The following is a 15,113-nucleotide window of genomic DNA, read 5'->3' on the forward strand; positions in this document are numbered from 1 at the left end:
CCGGACGACAGGGACTACTTGCCCGGCTCGGGATCGCGGGGCAGGCCCAGCAGGCGCTCGGCGATGATGTTCAGCTGCACCTCGGTCGTGCCACCGTAGATCGTCATCGCGCGGGTGGCGAGCACGGCCCGGTTCCAGTAGCCGGCGTCGCCGAGCCTCCAGTCGGCGGCGGTGACGGCGGCCGGGCCGATCAGCGACACCGCCGCCTCCGACACGTGCTGGGCGTGCGCGGTGGACAGCAGCTTGCGCACCGAGGCGTCGGCGCCCGGCTCGTCGCCGGCGAGCTGCCTGAGGGTCACCCGCAACGACAACGCGTTGATGGAGTGCGCCTCGCAGACGACCCCGGCGAGGTCCTGCCGTTCGGCGGGGGTGAGCTCGCGGCCGAGCCGGCCCGCCAGGCCGAGCAGGTCGGGCACCGACGCCCCGGTGCCGCCCGAGCCGGACGACAGGCTGACCCGCTCGTTCGACAACGTGTTCCGGGCCACCCGCCAGCCGTCGTTGACCTCTCCGACGACCATCTCGTCCGGCACGAAGACGTCGTCGAGGAACACCTCGTTGAACAGGTTCTCCCCGGTCATCTCGGTCAGCGGCCGTACGGTGACGCCGGGCGCCTTCATGTCCACCAGGAAGTAGGTGATGCCGTCGTGCTTGGGCCTGGAGGTGTCGGACCTCGCGATGCAGATGGCCCACTCGGCGACGTGCGCGACCGAGGTCCAGATCTTCTGGCCGGTGAGCCGCCAGCCACCCTCGGCCCGCTCCGCCTTCATCTGCAGCGAGGCGAGGTCGGACCCCGCCTCGGGCTCGGAGAACAGCTGGCACCAGACCAGCTCACCGCTCAGCGTGGCGGGCAGGAAGCGCTCCTGCTGCTCCGGCGTGCCGTACGTGACCAGCGACGGCACCACCCACGCACCGATGATCATCTGGGGTGGCTTGATCCCGGCCGCCCTGACCTCCTGGTGGATGAGCACCTGCTCCAGCGGTGAGGCCGCGCGGCCCCAGGGGCGGGGCAGGTGCGGCATGACGAACCCGGCCTTCGCGAGGGCCCTCCTCTGCTCGGCGCCCTCCAGGGCGGCGATCCCGGCCAGTTCCGCCCGGATCGCCTCGCGCAACGGCCGCGACTCCTCGGGCAGGTCGATCTCCATCTCCCGGGTGACGCCCTTCAGCGCCAGCGCGGCCACCCGATCGGACCATTCGGAGGACGCGCCGAGCAGCGCGCGGATCGTCAGCGCGCGGCGGTAGTACAGGTGCGCGTCGTGCTCGAAGGTGTAGCCGATGCCCCCGAAGATCTGGATCGCGTCCCTGGCGCACTGCACGGCGGCGTCGGGCGCCATGACCGCGGCGATCGCGGCGGCGTAGTCGCGCTCGGCGCCCTCGGCCCGAGTGGCGTCCCAGACCGTGGCGCGGGCCTGCTCCAACGCCACCAGCATGCGGGAGATCTTGTGCTTGACGCCCTGGAACTGGCCGATCGGCCGGCCGAACTGCACCCGCACCTTGGCGTAGTCGGCCGCGGCGGCCACGCACCAGGCGGCCACCCCCGCAGCGTCCGCGCCGAGGACTATCGCGGCCGTCGTGAGCACCTCGTTCCTGGTCAGACCGGTCAGCACGCGCTCGGCGGGCACCTCGAGACCGGACACCTCGACCATGGCCACGCCGCGGGTGAGGTCGAGCGGCCGGACCACTGTGATCTTCGCCTGGGCGGCGTCGATCGCCACCCACTCCTCCCCGGTGTTCGTGGTCACCGGGAGCACCAGCACGTCGGCCACCCCCGCGCCGAGGACGTGCGCGGCGGTTCCGCTGATCGTGAGCCCGCCCCCCTCGCTCCCACCGGTCGCCCCGCCGGTGATCTCTCCGGTGATCTCGCTGTCGAGGGCCAGCGCGCCGGTCAGCGACCCGTCCGCGAGGCCGGGCAGCACATCCGCCCGCCCCTTGGCCTCGGAGGCGAGGATCGCGGCGCCGGCGAGGATGGTCGGCACCATCGGGCCGGGAGTCATCCGCTCCGACAGCGCCTCGACCGCCACCGCCGCCTCCAGCAGGCCGTAGCCGGAGCCGCCGTACTCCTCGGGCAGGTGCAGCCCGAGCAGCCCCTGGCCGGCGAGGGCGGACCAGAAGGCGGGACGCTCCTCCGCTCCCGGCTCGGCACCCGGCTCCGCGCCCTGCTGGGCTCCCGGCCGGGCTCCAGGCCGGGCTCCCGGCTGGGCTCCCGGCTGGGCGAGGACGCCGACCACGTTCCGTACGACGTCGGCGGGCACGGCCCGCTCGGCCCATCCGGTCACCGACTCGCGGAGCGCCTCATGCTCCTCGTTCAGCCCGATCGCCATGTGATCCTCCAGCTCCGACTCCGCGTAGAACCATATTCTAGAGGAATATTCGTCAACGGGTCCGGGGCCGGTCATGACCTGCGCGCACGGCGGCGCGCCGCCTTGCGGCCACGATCACCGCAGGTAGACAGGGGCTATGCAGCTCTCACGGAAGGTCCTCCGTACGGCCGCCGGCACGGCCGTGGCGGCGCTGGTCGTCGGAGGGTGCGCGCCGCGGACCCCCGGCGTCGAGACCACCCCGCCTCCGGCGGGGACGGCGCCGAGCACCCCACTCGCGCCCACTCGGGCGGTGGAGCTCGAGTCGGCCTACGAGCAGGTCATCAAGAAGGTCCTTCCGTCGACCGTGCAGATCACCACCGGGCAGGCGCTGGGCTCCGGCATCGTCTATGACACGGAGGGACGCATCCTGACGAACGCCCACGTCGTGGGTAACGCCACGGAGTTCCGGGTCACGCTGGCGACCGGCGGCAAGCCCAGGAAGGCCCGGCTCGTGAGCAGCTATCCGGCGGGCGACCTCGCGATGATCCGCGTGGAGGACGCCCATGGGCTGACACCCGCGACGTTCGGCCGCTCCGCGAACCTCAAGGTCGGGCAGATCGTGCTGGCCATGGGCAACCCCCTCGGCTTCTCCGGCAGCGTGACCGACGGCATCGTGTCGGCACTCGGCCGCACCGTGACGGGCGAGCGGCACGCCGGCGGCGGGGCCGCGACCATCACCAACGCCGTGCAGACCTCCGCGCCCATCAACCCCGGCAACAGCGGCGGCGCCCTGGTCGACCTGTCCGGGCAGGTCATCGGCATCCCCACGCTGGCCGCCGTCGACCCCGAGCAGGGCACCGCGCCCGGCCTCGGCTTCGCGATCCCGAGCGACACCGCGACCGACGTCGCCCGGCAGATCATCAAATACGGCCGGGTCGTCAACACCCGCCGGGCCGCCCTCGGCGTACGGGTCGGCACCGCGGTCGACGCGAACGGCGACCCGATCGGCGTGGTGGTCGGCTCGGTGACCCCAGGAGGCGGCGCGGACAAGGCGGGCATCCGCCCCGGTGACGTGATCGTGCGGGTCAACGGCACCGCGACCCCCACCGCCACCGCGCTGTCGCAGATCATGGCCACGCTCCGGCCGGGAGACAGCGCGCGGGTCGAGATCCTGCACCCGGACGGCACCAGAAGCACGGTCTCGGCCGTACTCAGCGAACTGCCCGCCGGACAATAAGCCGCAACCCAAGCCGCGATCCTGACAAAGTGGTGTGAGATACCGGGAAATCGCTTGGAGCGAGCCTCCGCGCGGTTGTTACGGTCGGGGGCGTGATCTCCCCCGAACTCACCCGGTTCATCGCCGGTCTGCCCAAGGCAGAGCTGCACGTTCACCACGTCGGCGCGGCGTCACCCCACATCGTGGCCGACCTCGCAGCGCGCTACGAAGGCTCGACGCCCGTGCCCGCCGATCCCGCCCTGGTCGAGAAGTTCTACGACTTCCGCGACTTCGCTCATTTCCTCCAGGTCTATCTGCAGGTCGTGGACCTCATCAGGAAGCCCGAGGACCTGTGGACGCTCATCCACGGCGTCGGCGGCGACCTGGCCGCCCAGCGGGTGCGGTACGCCGAGCTGACGATCACCCCGTATCCCCATCTGGCCCGCGGCTTCGCGCCCGAGGAGTTCTGCGAGGTGATCGAGGACGCCAGGCGCCGGGCCGAGACGGACTTCGGCATCGTGCTGCGCTGGTGCTTCGACATCCCCGGCGACTTCGGGATCCCGGCCGCAGACCAGACGCTCTCCATCGCGCTCGACCAGCGGCCGGACGGGCTGGTCAGCTTCGGGCTCGGCGGCGGGGAGAACGGCGTGCCCAGGGCGTGGTTCGCACCGCACTTCGCCGCGGCCCGTGCCGCGGGGCTCCATTCGGTGCCGCACGCCGGCGAGGTCACCGACGCCCAGTGCGTCTGGGACGCCATACGGGATCTCGGCGCGGAGCGGATCGAGCACGGCATCCACAGCGTGCAGGACCCGGCGCTGCTGGACCACCTGGCCGAAAACAGCATCACGCTGGATGTCTGCCCCACCTCCAACGTCCGGACGGGGGCCGTACCGGACCTGGCGGAGCACCCGCTGCCCGCGCTGGTCGCGGCCGGGGTGCCGGTCACTATCAACACCGACGACCCGCCCATGTTCGGCACCGATCTCAACCAGGAGTACGCCGTCGCGGCGGAACTGCTCTCGCTGGACGCCGACGGGGTGGCCGACCTGGCGCGCACCGCCGTCCGGGCGTCCTTCCTCGACGGCCCGGGCAGGTCGGCCCTGCTCGCGGAGATCGACGCCTATGTCGCTCAGAACTCGTCGGCGCCGCTCACCTGAGTGATCTCGAAGATGTGGCGAGAGGCGGCGCAGACGGTCTCCAGCACGTGGATCGGGAGATCGTCGGCCGAGTAGGCGGCGCGCACGATCCGGACCACCCATTCACCGGGGCCGAGATCGAGCGTGACCGCCTCCTCCCCTTCCGGCGGCCGGGCGACCAGATGCTCCTCCGCCCGGCCGAAGCGGTGTCCCAGGCCCTCGATCGCCGCCTGAAGGCTGGGGCGCAGGAAACCGGGCTCCACCAGTGGCGTCCCGCCGAACAGGTCGAGCCGCAGGAAACTGGTGGCCACCCGCACCGGCACCTCGTCGGCGAGCAGCAGCTTGCGCCGGGCCAGCACCGGCGTCCCGGGCTCGACCCGCAGGCCCGCCGCCACATGCGCCGGCGCGGGCTCCGGCCCGACGTACAGCATCGTGCGGCCGGCCCGCACCCCCTGCCGCTCGGCCTCGGTCAGGAACAGCGAGGCCGAGGCCCGTACGGCGGGCTGCGACGGCAGTGACCTTCGCACCACCACCCGCGGCTCCCCCGCACGCTCCGCGCCCGGCTCTGCCAACCGCTCCCCCACCTGCTTCCCCTCCTGGCTCCTGACGTGGGACTCCCTCCCACGCACGCCACGACTCTAGGCCCCTCCGCGCGGCCGCGCGGGCACCCGGGTGCCGGCGGCGAGGTGGTCCTGCAGGTCGGCGTGGCGGAACTGGTAGACCGGGCCGACCACCCGCAGCAGCCCCAGCCGGTGCGCGTCGTCCAGGAAGTCCATCAGGTCTCTCGGGCACTTCCCCTGTTCGGCCAGGTGCCGGGTGGTGATCAGGTAGGCGGGCCACGCGCTGTGGCGGAGCATGGTGAGCCCGAGCCCGAGCGCCAGGAAGGCTCCGGACAGGACGCCGAGCCTGAGCCCGAACCACGGTCCGTCCGCCAGCCCGCTCACCAGGCCGGTGACCACCCCGCCCCCGGCTCCCGGCACCGCGGCGCACAGGACGGCGAGCGTACGGCTCGCCCGCCAGGCGTGGTACGGCGTGGTCGCCGCCGTGAGAGGGGTGGGCTGCTGCATCCACTGGATGAGCACGAGGCCCGGGCCGAGCGCGAGGCCCGCCCAGATCCCGGCCTCTATCGCGAGTCCGGGCTGCGCGTCCGCCACGAGCGCCGCGCCGGTGACGCTGACCATCCCGATCAGGATCCTGAGCAGGAGCACGATCGTGATCTGCCGTGCCAGATCCCGCACCCTGCCGCGGAACTCGACGCTGACGTGACCGGGTGTCCCGGTGAACCCGCGCAGGGTGGTGGTCATCACCCCCAGTCCCGCGCTGAAGCCCACCGGAAGGGTGACCAGCGGATGGAGCCGGCCCGCGAACGCGGCGACCATGCCGAAGACCACGCCGACGACCAGGCAGGTGGTGGTGGCCGCCCGCCTGCGCTCGTCGGCGTCGAGCACCAGCCCGCCCAGCCGCCACCAGGCCAGGTCGCGGGTGCCGTTCTTGCTGAGCACACGGGCCAGGTAGCTCAGGTGGCGGCGCGTCTGGCCGGCGTCCCACACGTGCCTCGGCGTCAGTTCGGGCGGACCGGCGCGGCCGGCCGGCGACGCACCGGGCGAACGCGCGGCCAGAAGCACCGGGATCAGGCCGTCCCACAGATGGCCCCGCAGTTCGTCGGGATCCTGCCCCAGCCGCCCGGTCAGCGGGGCCGGATCGGCCTGGGGGTCGATGTAGACGGCGCGCAGGAGCCACAGGCCGAGAGGGGCGGCCGTCAGCTGTGACAACCCCTTCAGCTCTCCGGTACGCAGGCCGTCCAGGACGTTCTCCCAGACCGGGCCGGGCGCCGGCGGCAGGCAGGTGCGCAGGTACCCTTCGGCGTCGGCCGGGGTGAGCGGCGCCGGCGCGATGACGGCCGCGGACGGCAACGGCTGCTTCGCGTCCTCGACGGCCTCGGCCAGCTCCTCCGTACGGCTGGTGAGGATGTACGACTCGGCCGCGTCCAGGGAGGCGTTGAGCGCCCTGACGATCGCGGCCCGGTGCGGGCGGGGCAACTCGTCCAGGCCGTCCATGACGGGCAGGATGTGGCCGCCCCTGACGAGTTCGAGGGCGACCCCGGAGCCGAACTCCGCCGAGCCCAGGGCCTCGTAGTCGCGCTCCAGGCTCCTGGTCAGCCAGGAGTGCAGGTCCCCGGCCGCGGGATCCCAGCTCGACAGCGACAGCAGCACCGGCACGGGATCGGCCGGGTCGCGCCCCTTCCCCGTCAGTTCCAGCAGGAGCTGGATGGCCAGGGTGGTCTTGCCGGCGCCGGGACCGCCGGTGATGACCAGACGACGCCGCCGGAGCTTCAGGAAGTCTCCGGCCAGTTCCGCGACCGCGTTGCCGACGCCTTCGAGGCTCCCCTCGCCGATCAGGTGCCGGTGGTGCAGCAGGCCGGTGTCGTCGGTGAGCCGCCAGACCACCGGAATCGGGTCGGGCTCCAGTCCGCGGATCATCGATTCGGCCCGCCACGCGTTGCGCACCAGGGCGACGAGGGTGTCCTTGGCCGCGGACACCTGATCGGGACGGGTCGCCCGGGGCGCGGCCCGGTTCCGCGCCCATCCCAGCACCGCCACCCCCGAGGTCACGGCGGCCAGCGCGACCGCCACCGCGTCGGCGACGTTCGGCGACTCCTTCGAGGACACGGCCCTGACCACGACGACGACGGCCGCGCCCAGGGCGGCCACGCTGAGCGCGGCGGCCGGGAGCACGATCCACGATCTGCGCCGGTTCACCCGCACATGATGGCGATCCCCTGGTGGACGGATCCGCCGATCGGCACTAACCGTTACCATCCGGATACTCCAGGCGGTAATTCGGCCGCCCGAAACAGGGCCGGCCAGCACAGAAGACGTCCGGACAACACGAAGGCCCACGGGAGCGAGCATCCGCTCGCGGCCGTGGGCCCTCGTGTCCGGTGGAGGTGGCGGGAATCGAACCCGCGTCCTTCAACACCAAGACAGGACTTCTCCGGGTGCAGCCTGTTGTGCTTTTCTCAGCCCCGGCGATCACACAGGCGAGTCGCCGACGGGCTCAGTCACTGTTTGTTTTCCCGTACGGCCCCGTGACCGGGTCGGACGGTTGAGCCTCCTAGCGATGTCAGTTCCGGGCCGGAGGCACTCCCGGGCTGACAGAGGTTTTTCGCTGCTTAGGCGGCGAGAGCCAGGGAAGCCTGGCTCACCTCAGTGCTCTTCTTATTGGCACTTAATTGTCGCGGTCACAGTGTTGACGGGGTTATGTCCGCAGTCCCCGACCCGCTTCTCCTGACTTGCAATGCCGAAGTCGAAACCGGTCACCCCCTGGTCGTACAGCTGGACGGTCGTCCAGCCGCCTGGTTGTCGAGCCGGACCCGAGAGCCCGGCACCACAAGCTTACTCATGACAACAGCCGCGACGCGACTTCGATTCCTCCCGCCGGAACCCGCCGCGCCTCACCCGGACCCGCCGGGACGCCGAGGCCCCCGGGGCGCGGCGTGAAAACGCGGCGCCCCGGGGGCCGACCGGCAGGGTCGAGCCGGTCCGGATGGCAGGGCTCCCCCCGAGATGGAGCCCTGTCCTCATCACGACGACTGGGCCCGCAACCCCCCGAGCGGGTCCCAGTCACCTTGAAAGACGCCGGTCAGGCCCCCGATGGTTGCTCGCGCTCCCCGGTTTTTCTCAGGTCGGCACTGTCTCAGGTCGGCGCTGTCTCAGGTCTGCGGCTGGGCGCCCCGGAAGAAGCCTCCCGCGACCACCGGAGCGGCCTGAAGGTCACCGCTTTCCACCAGGACGGCGAGCGCCACGTCCCCCTGCCAGCCGACGAACCACGACAGCCTCGTCCGCTCCTTCTTCTCCGCCTGCGTCACCTGGGCCGCCACTCCGTACACGGGTTCGCCGGGGGCGGTGGCGGGGGCCGCCGCGCCCGAGGTGACGCCGGCCCGCATGAGCGTGCGCAGCTTGGCCGTGACCGCCGGGTCGAGCGTGGCCGGCGCGACCGCGGCGGACCCGCCCGCCTCCTCCACCGCCGGGTCGGGGGCGGCGGGCGAGGTGACCAGTGTCGGGGGGCGCCAGGTGCCGGACTTGACGGCTCCCGCGACCAGGGCCATCGCGAGCGGGCTCACCTTGGCGCCCTGCCCGGCGATGATCTTCGCGACCGCGGCGTCGCCCTGGGCGGCGGGCACCGAGCCGCTGAAGGTCCGCAGCGGCAGCTTCCAGCCGGAGCCGATCCCGAACTGCTGCGCGCTGCGGCTGATCGCCTGGCCGTTGATCCGCCGGGCCAGCGACGCGAGCGCGGTGACGCAGCCCTGGGCGAAGTCGGTCTGGAAGCTGGGGACCGTCACGCCGTCCACACCGGGCTGCTGGAAGCGCGCCCCGCCCACCGTCCGGTCGGCGCTGCACGGCACCTTCTGCTTGGGGTCGAGGCCCGACCTGAGCAGTCCTTCGGCCACGACGATCGAGAAGGCGGTGCCGGCCGCGTACCTGCCCGCGAGCGCGTCCCGCTCCTGGTGAAGCTGGTTGGTGGAGACGGCGAGCACCTCGCCGGTGGACGCCTTGACGGCGACGAGAGCGGCCGGGCGGGACCCCGCGACGGCGGCGTCGCCGGCGCTCTGCAGGCGGCTGTCGATCGTGGTGCGGACCGGCTCGTTCTCCCGCCCGGGCCACGCCTTGAGCTCCTTGACCTGCCGCCCGGTGGCGTTGTCCAGGATGACGACCCGGGTCTCGGTGGAGCCGGTGAGCTGGTCCTGGTAGGCCTTCTGCAGGCCGTCCCTCCCGAGGGTGTCGCCGGCCCGCTGCGGCCCGCCGAGCCGCTGCTCCGCCTCCGGGGTGATGGCCGTCACGACCCCGACGATCTGCGTCGGCGACTTGGGCGCCACCGGCGCGTTGTCGATCTCGAACCGCAGCCCGCCGATGGCCTCCAGCTTGGACTTGAGCTGGGCGAACTTCGTCCGGCCGAACGTCGCGAGCGGGACGAAGTCCTGCGGCGGCGACGACAGGATGCGGCTCAGCAGCCGGTCCTGGGCGAACCCGGTGATCTTCGACAACTGCTCGCACAGGTGGGCCGGGTCCTTGACCTCGGCCGGGGTGACCCCCGCGACGTGCAGCATCGTCTCGTCCTGCAGGGGCTCGCCCGCGCGGTCGAGGATGGGCCTGCGGCCCTTGGGGACCGTGGCGACGGCGAGACGCTGCCCGGCGTGCAGGTCCGGGTGGATGACGCTCGGCGACCACCGCACCTTCCACTGGCCGCCGGCCAGGTGCAGGGGCAGGGTGCCGTCGTACTGCCAGAGGGGGTTGTTCTCCCCGAGGTCCACCTCGGCGTGGTAGGCGGCCTGCGCGGCCTCGCCGTCCTGGCTGATCCCCTTGAGGGAGAAGCGGACCGAGGCGGCGTCCAGCTGGAGGCGGGCGTCCTCCAGCGCCTTCCGTACGGCCGCCTGGTCGCCGTCGGCCCGCCGTGCGGCGGCCGCGTAGTCCCCGGTCTGCCAGCCGACGAGGAAGTCGCGCACCGCCTCGTGGGGCGACGGCTCCTCGAAACAGCCGGTGAGCAAGGGCGCGGTCAACCCCAGGGCGAGCGCGGCCCGTACCACTCTGGCGCGCACGGTCTAGCGGCCCCCCCGCCGGCGGACGGCGTTGGACATCGCCCGCGACATCTCCCGGCTGGCCTGCTTCTCCATCAGCGTCTGGCGCTTGTCGTAGTCCTTCTTGCCCCGGGCGATGCCGATCTCGATCTTCGCCCGGCCGTCCTTGAAGTACATCGACAGCGGGATCAGGGTGAGGCCCTTCTCCTTGAGCGTCGCGTCGATCTTGCCGATCTCCTTGCGGTTCAGCAGGAGCTTGCGGGTGCGCCGGGCGGCGTGGTTGGTCCAGGTCCCCTGGCTGTACTCCGGGATGTACACGTTGATCAGCCAGGCCTCGCCGCCCTCGACCGAGGCGTAGCCGTCGGTCAGATTGGCCTTGCCCGCCCGCAGGGACTTGACCTCGGTGCCGGTCAGCACGAGCCCGGCCTCGTAGGTGTCCTCGATGAAGAAGTCGTGCCTGGCACGCTTGTTCTGGGCGATGAGCTTGCGCCCGGTCTCACGTGGCATAAGGGGAGCCTACCGTCGCCGCGAAGGGCGAAAACGAGCTACGGGAAGCTATGCGGTCCGCGGAACTCACACCCGCAGGTAGCGGCGCAGCGTGACGAACGACGCGAAGACACAGATCAGCACGCCGATGGCCATGGTGCCGGTGATCACACCGGCGACGGTGTCCCAGCCGAGGGGGGCCACCATGTACGTCTGGATCTCCTCGAAGATGAAGATCTTGACGAGGATCAGCAGGACGCCGGACAGGACGCCGCCGATCAGGCCCGCGATCAACCCCTCCATCACGAAGGGAAGCTGGATGTAGATGTTGGACGCGCCGACCAGCCGCATGATCCCGGTCTCCCTGCGGCGGTTGTACGCCGACAGCCGCACGGTGTTGCCGATCAGCAGGGTGGCCGCGAAGACCATCAGGATCGCGATGCCGAGCGCCATGTTGCGCAGGGTGTCCATGAAGCCGAAGACCGACTGGAGCAGGTCGCGTTCGTTGACGACGTTGGAGACGCCGGGCTGCCCCTTGAGGTTGCTCGCGACGACCGCCGCCTTCTCCGGGTCCTTGAGCTTCACCCGGAAGGACTCCGGCATGTCCTCGACCTTGGTCACCGACAGCAGCAGCGTGTTGTTCTCGGTGTTCTGCCAGTTCTTGTACGCCTCGGCCTGAGTCTCGAACTTCACCGACTCGACCTCGGGCAGGCCCCGGATCGTCTGCTCCAGGCTGCCCTTCTCCTCCTGCGTGACCGCGCCCTTGTTCTTGCACGCGTCGAAGGGCGAGCCCTTCACACACAGGTAGACCGACAGCTCGACCTTGTCGCTCCAGAAGCCGGTGAGCTTCGAGACCTGAGAGTTGATCATCAGTCCGACGCCCAGCAGCGCCATGCCGACGGCCACGGTCACGATCACCGCGATGGTCATCGTGAGATTGCGCCGAAGGCCGATCCAGACCTCGGAAAAGATGAAGTTGGCCCGCATGGTCCCAGTTACTCCTAATACGCCTGGCCGTACACGCCGCGCGACTGGTCGCGGACGATCTTGCCGTCCTCGAGCTCGACCACGCGCTTGCGCATGGAGTCGACGATCGCCGCGTCGTGTGTCGCCATGAGGACGGTCGTGCCGGTCCTGTTGATTCGGTCGAGCACCTTCATGATGCCGATGCTCGTGGCGGGGTCGATGTTTCCGGTGGGCTCGTCCGCGAGCAGGATCATCGGCCGGTTGACGAACGCGCGGGCCATCGCGACCCGCTGCTGCTCACCGCCGGACAGCTCCTCGGGCATCCGGTGGGCCTTGCCCTCCAGGCCGACGAGCTCGATGACCTCCGGCACGACCTTGCGGATGAACCGGCGCGGCTTGCCGATGACCTCCAGGGCGAACGCCACGTTCTCGTAGACGTTCTTGTTCGGCAGCAGCCGGAAGTCCTGGAACACGCAGCCGATACGGCGGCGCAGGTGCGGCACCTTGAAGTTGGACAACTTCGCGAGATCCTTGCCGGCCACGTGGATCGAGCCGGAGTTGGGCCGCTCCTCCTTCAGGACCAGCCGGAGGAAGGTGGACTTCCCCGACCCTGACGGACCGACCAGGAACACGAACTCGCCCTTGTCGACATCCACGCTCACGTGGTCGAGGGCGGGCCGGTTTTGGTTCGCGTAGACCTTGGTGACATTATCGAAATGGATCACGGGCGCATCACGGCTAGCCAGTCTAGGGGGTGGGACGGCCGGTACGGGGGTCGCCGGTCACTTTGCTGTCGATCGACGTTCCGTTTGGCCGAAGGCCAGTCTAGGGGTAACACTGGCATGGAACGTCCATAACGGAAACAAAACGATTAGCCCTCGAGCGATGGGCCGGTAAAGCTGCTATGAGCTGCGAACATCTGATCTGCGCCGCCTGCGCGGGCCCCGTGGTGGAGGGCCGCTGCCCCGTCTGCCGCGAAGGCCGCGCCAAGCTGCACAACCACGGATTCCTGGGGCTGACGCCCCTGACCATCACGTTGATCGTGCTCCTCGTCCTGGCCCTGGTCGCGACGGTCGGACACGTCAGCGGTTATTAGAACCGCCGTCTCTACTGGGCGTCGCCGGCTTCCTGGCGGCGCATCCAGCGGATCTCGCCCTCGATGAACTCGTCGAGGTCGCCGTCCAGCACGGCGGAGGGGTTGCCCGCCTCCACCCCCGTGCGCAGGTCCTTCACGATCTGGTACGGGTGCAGCACGTAGTTGCGGATCTGCGTGCCCCATGACGTCGTCGACTCGCCGCGTAGCTCGTTCATCGCCGCGGCCTCCTCCTGGCGCTTGCGCTCCAGCAGCTTGGCCGAGAGGACGGCCATCGCCGTCGCGCGGTTCTGCAGCTGGGACCGCTCGTTCTGGCAGGAGACCACGATCCCGGTCGGGAGGTGGGTGATCCGCACGGCCGAGTCGGTCGTGTTGACGCCCTGGCCGCCCGGCCCGGACGACCGGTAGACGTCGATGCGCAGGTCGTCCTCGTTGATGTCGATGTGGTCGGTCTGCTCGACCACCGGGACGACGTCCACGCCCGCGAAGGAGGTCTGCCGGCGGCCCTGGTTGTCGAACGGGCTGATCCGGACCAGCCGGTGGGTGCCGTGCTCGCCCCTGAGCGTGCCGTACGCGTAGGGGGCCTTGACCGTGAAGGTCGCCGACTTGATGCCGGCCTCCTCGGCGTAGGAGGTCTCGTAGACCTCCGCCGGGTAGCCCTTGCGCTCGGCCCACCGCAGGTACATCCGCAGCAGCATCTGCGCCCAGTCGGCCGCGTCGACGCCGCCCGCCTGGGAGTTGATGGTCACCAGGGCCTCGCGGGCGTCGTACTCGCCCGCCAGGAGCGTGCGCACCTCCAGCGCGCCGACCTCGGCCCTGAGCGCGGCGAGCTCCTTGTCGGCCTCGGCCAGCGCGTCCTCGTCGCCCTCCTCGGCCGCGAGCTCGAACAGGACCGGGAGGTCCTCCAGGCGGCGGCTCAGGCCGTCCACGCGGTTCACCTCGGCCTGGATGTGGGAGAGCCGGCTGGTGACGCGCTGGGCCTGGTCGGGGTCGTTCCACAGGTCGGGCGCGGCAGCCTGCTCCTCCAACTCGGCGATCTGCTTGCGCAGGGCGTCGAGGTCGAGCACGTCCTGGATGCCTCTCAGCGTGCCGCCAAGCTCGTTGATCTCTTCGGCTGGATCGATGACTGCCACGTCTGTAAAGGGTACGCGAACCGGAGACCCTGTCAGGCAGCGCGCCTCGGTAGCATGTGCATCGATCGCATCGGGAGGCTGGCGTGAACGGGGTCGTTCGGAGTGCGCTGGCCCTCGCCCTCCTGGCGTCCACGGTCCTCGCCTGCTCGGGCGGGGAGCCGCCGCGGGCCCCTGCCGCGGCCGTCTCCACCGTTCCGGGCGACGGGCACGACGGGCGTGGCGCGAGCCCCGCGCCGTCCCCCTCGCCCTCGACGTCGCCGAGCCCGCCCGCGGTGACGCTGAAGGACGCCTCGCGGGCGCTCGACACGTTCCTGGAGACCGACGAGGTGCTCAGGGCGGCCCACGCCGACCGCTGGGCCTACCAGCTCACCCAGGACGGCCAGCGCCCGATCACGATCGCCGAGATCCGTACGCAGGGCGGCAGGCGGCCCGCCAGCTACCGCTGGGACCACCGCACGGTGCTCGTGCCCCGGCAGAGCGGCGCGGCCCAGTGGTTCGCGGCCACCGCCGAACGGCACGGCGGGCCGGGCGGCGCCCGCACCGGCGTGTTCACCTTCGTCCGGCAGGGCCAGGACGGCCCGTGGCGCAACAGCTTCACGTCGCTGCTCAATCCCGGCGAGAAACCGCCCGCGGTCGAGCTCGACGCGGAGGGGTACGCCATCGCCCTGGGGTCGCGCGACTCGTCGGTGGCGATCAGTCCCAACCTGATGGGCCCGCTGCACGCGACGGTCGCCGAGGAGGGCCCCAAGGGGTACGCCTCCGGGCTGATCGCCCCCGGCCCGCAGACCACCGGCTTCTACGACGAGATCAGCAGGACCAAGGTGAAGGCGAAGGCCGACGACTGCATGGCGTACGAGTCGATCTTCGCCTCCGCGCCGAACTACCCGATCTTCGCGCTGCGCACCCGGGACGGCGGCGCGCTGACGATGTACACGCTGATCCGGACGTCCTCGTGGATCACCAGCGCGCAGGGGCCGGGCCAGGGCCAGGGGGTGAAGTGCAGCGAGGGCCGCCCGGTGGCGGTCCCCGCCGCGGCCCGCTGGCTGCTGAGCCCCACGAAGGACCTCATGATCCACCAGAAGCGGCAGATCGTCGAGACCCAGCAGTACGTGAGCGCGGTGCCGCCCAAGGCGTCCACCGCGCCCGTGCACGTCGTCGGTTACCAGGGCGTCGTCACCGGCGGCTTCAACCGCTGACCCGGGACCGGGAGG

The 15,113-nt window shown here is 71.2% G+C and carries 12 protein-coding genes and 1 other RNA gene; 4 read left to right on the plus strand and 9 right to left on the minus strand.

The genetic code is table 11. The features are described from left to right. Positions 1-14: 14 nt before the first annotated feature. Entirely contained in the window at positions 15-2,318 is a 2,304-nt protein-coding gene (locus HHX33_RS21340) for an acyl-CoA dehydrogenase (RefSeq protein WP_182876161.1), read from the minus strand. Positions 2,319-2,454: 136 nt separating this feature from the next. On the opposite strand from HHX33_RS21340, the gene HHX33_RS21345 reads away from it, so the two are divergent. Together HHX33_RS21345 and HHX33_RS21350 are read left to right on the plus strand one after the other, a co-directional pair. Further along, positions 2,455-3,534, plus strand: coding sequence for a S1C family serine protease (locus HHX33_RS21345; protein ID WP_182876162.1), 1,080 nt, complete (start codon positions 2,455-2,457; stop codon positions 3,532-3,534). A gap of 92 nt (positions 3,535-3,626) precedes the next feature. Further along, positions 3,627-4,670 (plus strand): adenosine deaminase, encoded by a 1,044-nt coding sequence (locus tag HHX33_RS21350; RefSeq protein WP_310741464.1) that lies wholly within the window; start codon positions 3,627-3,629, stop codon positions 4,668-4,670. Here HHX33_RS21350 and HHX33_RS21355 read toward each other — a convergent pair. The 7 genes from HHX33_RS21355 to ftsE form a co-directional block, all read right to left on the minus strand. Continuing rightward, positions 4,643-5,278, minus strand: a complete 636-nt coding sequence (locus HHX33_RS21355; RefSeq protein ID WP_182876163.1) for a GntR family transcriptional regulator — start codon at positions 5,276-5,278, stop codon at positions 4,643-4,645. The genes HHX33_RS21350 and HHX33_RS21355 overlap by 28 nt on opposite strands. 9 nt (positions 5,279-5,287) lie before the next feature. Continuing rightward, positions 5,288-7,408, minus strand: a complete 2,121-nt coding sequence (locus tag HHX33_RS21360) for an NACHT domain-containing protein (protein ID WP_182876164.1) — start codon at positions 7,406-7,408, stop codon at positions 5,288-5,290. 180 nt (positions 7,409-7,588) lie between these two features. Then, positions 7,589-7,973: a transfer-messenger RNA gene (ssrA, locus tag HHX33_RS21365) on the minus strand. Between the two features lie 388 nt (positions 7,974-8,361). Then, entirely contained in the window at positions 8,362-10,245 is a 1,884-nt protein-coding gene (locus tag HHX33_RS21370; protein WP_182876165.1) for a penicillin-binding transpeptidase domain-containing protein, read from the minus strand. Positions 10,246-10,248: 3 nt separating this feature from the next. Next, positions 10,249-10,731 carry an SsrA-binding protein SmpB gene (gene smpB / locus HHX33_RS21375; protein WP_111699430.1) on the minus strand — a complete coding sequence of 161 codons (483 nt, stop codon included), beginning with the start codon at positions 10,729-10,731 and terminating at the stop codon, positions 10,249-10,251. A gap of 66 nt (positions 10,732-10,797) precedes the next feature. Then, positions 10,798-11,697, minus strand: coding sequence for a permease-like cell division protein FtsX (gene ftsX / locus HHX33_RS21380; protein ID WP_111699429.1), 900 nt, complete (start codon positions 11,695-11,697; stop codon positions 10,798-10,800). A 14-nt stretch (positions 11,698-11,711) separates the two neighbouring features. Next, positions 11,712-12,401 (minus strand): cell division ATP-binding protein FtsE, encoded by a 690-nt coding sequence (gene ftsE / locus HHX33_RS21385; protein WP_111699428.1) that lies wholly within the window; start codon positions 12,399-12,401, stop codon positions 11,712-11,714. A 179-nt stretch (positions 12,402-12,580) separates the two neighbouring features. Here ftsE and HHX33_RS21390 point away from each other — a divergent pair, with 179 nt between their 5' ends. Further along, the gene (locus HHX33_RS21390) at positions 12,581-12,772 is read left to right on the plus strand and encodes a hypothetical protein (protein ID WP_111699427.1); all 192 of its coding nucleotides are present in this window, start codon (positions 12,581-12,583) and stop codon (positions 12,770-12,772) included. 11 nt (positions 12,773-12,783) lie between these two features. On the opposite strand, the gene prfB is transcribed toward HHX33_RS21390, so the two are convergent. Then, positions 12,784-13,902 carry a peptide chain release factor 2 gene (gene prfB, locus HHX33_RS21395; protein WP_111699426.1) on the minus strand — a complete coding sequence of 373 codons (1,119 nt, stop codon included), beginning with the start codon at positions 13,900-13,902 and terminating at the stop codon, positions 12,784-12,786. Between the two features lie 83 nt (positions 13,903-13,985). On the opposite strand from prfB, the gene HHX33_RS21400 reads away from it, so the two are divergent. Next, the gene (locus tag HHX33_RS21400; RefSeq protein ID WP_182876166.1) at positions 13,986-15,098 is read left to right on the plus strand and encodes a hypothetical protein; all 1,113 of its coding nucleotides are present in this window, start codon (positions 13,986-13,988) and stop codon (positions 15,096-15,098) included. Positions 15,099-15,113: the final 15 nt, after the last annotated feature.

The organism is Microbispora sp. H10670 (assembly GCF_014161385.1).
GTDB lineage: Bacteria > Actinomycetota > Actinomycetes > Streptosporangiales > Streptosporangiaceae > Microbispora > Microbispora triticiradicis.

Excerpts from the sequence above, each read along its gene's own strand:
- HHX33_RS21340 (WP_182876161.1), bottom strand. The coding sequence starts at position 2,318 with ATGGCGATCGGGCTGAACGAGGAGCATGAGGCGCTCCGCGAGTCGGTG.
- HHX33_RS21345 (WP_182876162.1), top strand. The coding sequence starts at position 2,455 with ATGCAGCTCTCACGGAAGGTCCTCCGTACGGCCGCCGGCACGGCCGTG.
- smpB (WP_111699430.1), bottom strand. The coding sequence starts at position 10,731 with ATGCCACGTGAGACCGGGCGCAAGCTCATCGCCCAGAACAAGCGTGCC.
- ftsX (WP_111699429.1), bottom strand. The coding sequence starts at position 11,697 with ATGCGGGCCAACTTCATCTTTTCCGAGGTCTGGATCGGCCTTCGGCGC.
- HHX33_RS21390 (WP_111699427.1), top strand. The coding sequence starts at position 12,581 with ATGAGCTGCGAACATCTGATCTGCGCCGCCTGCGCGGGCCCCGTGGTG.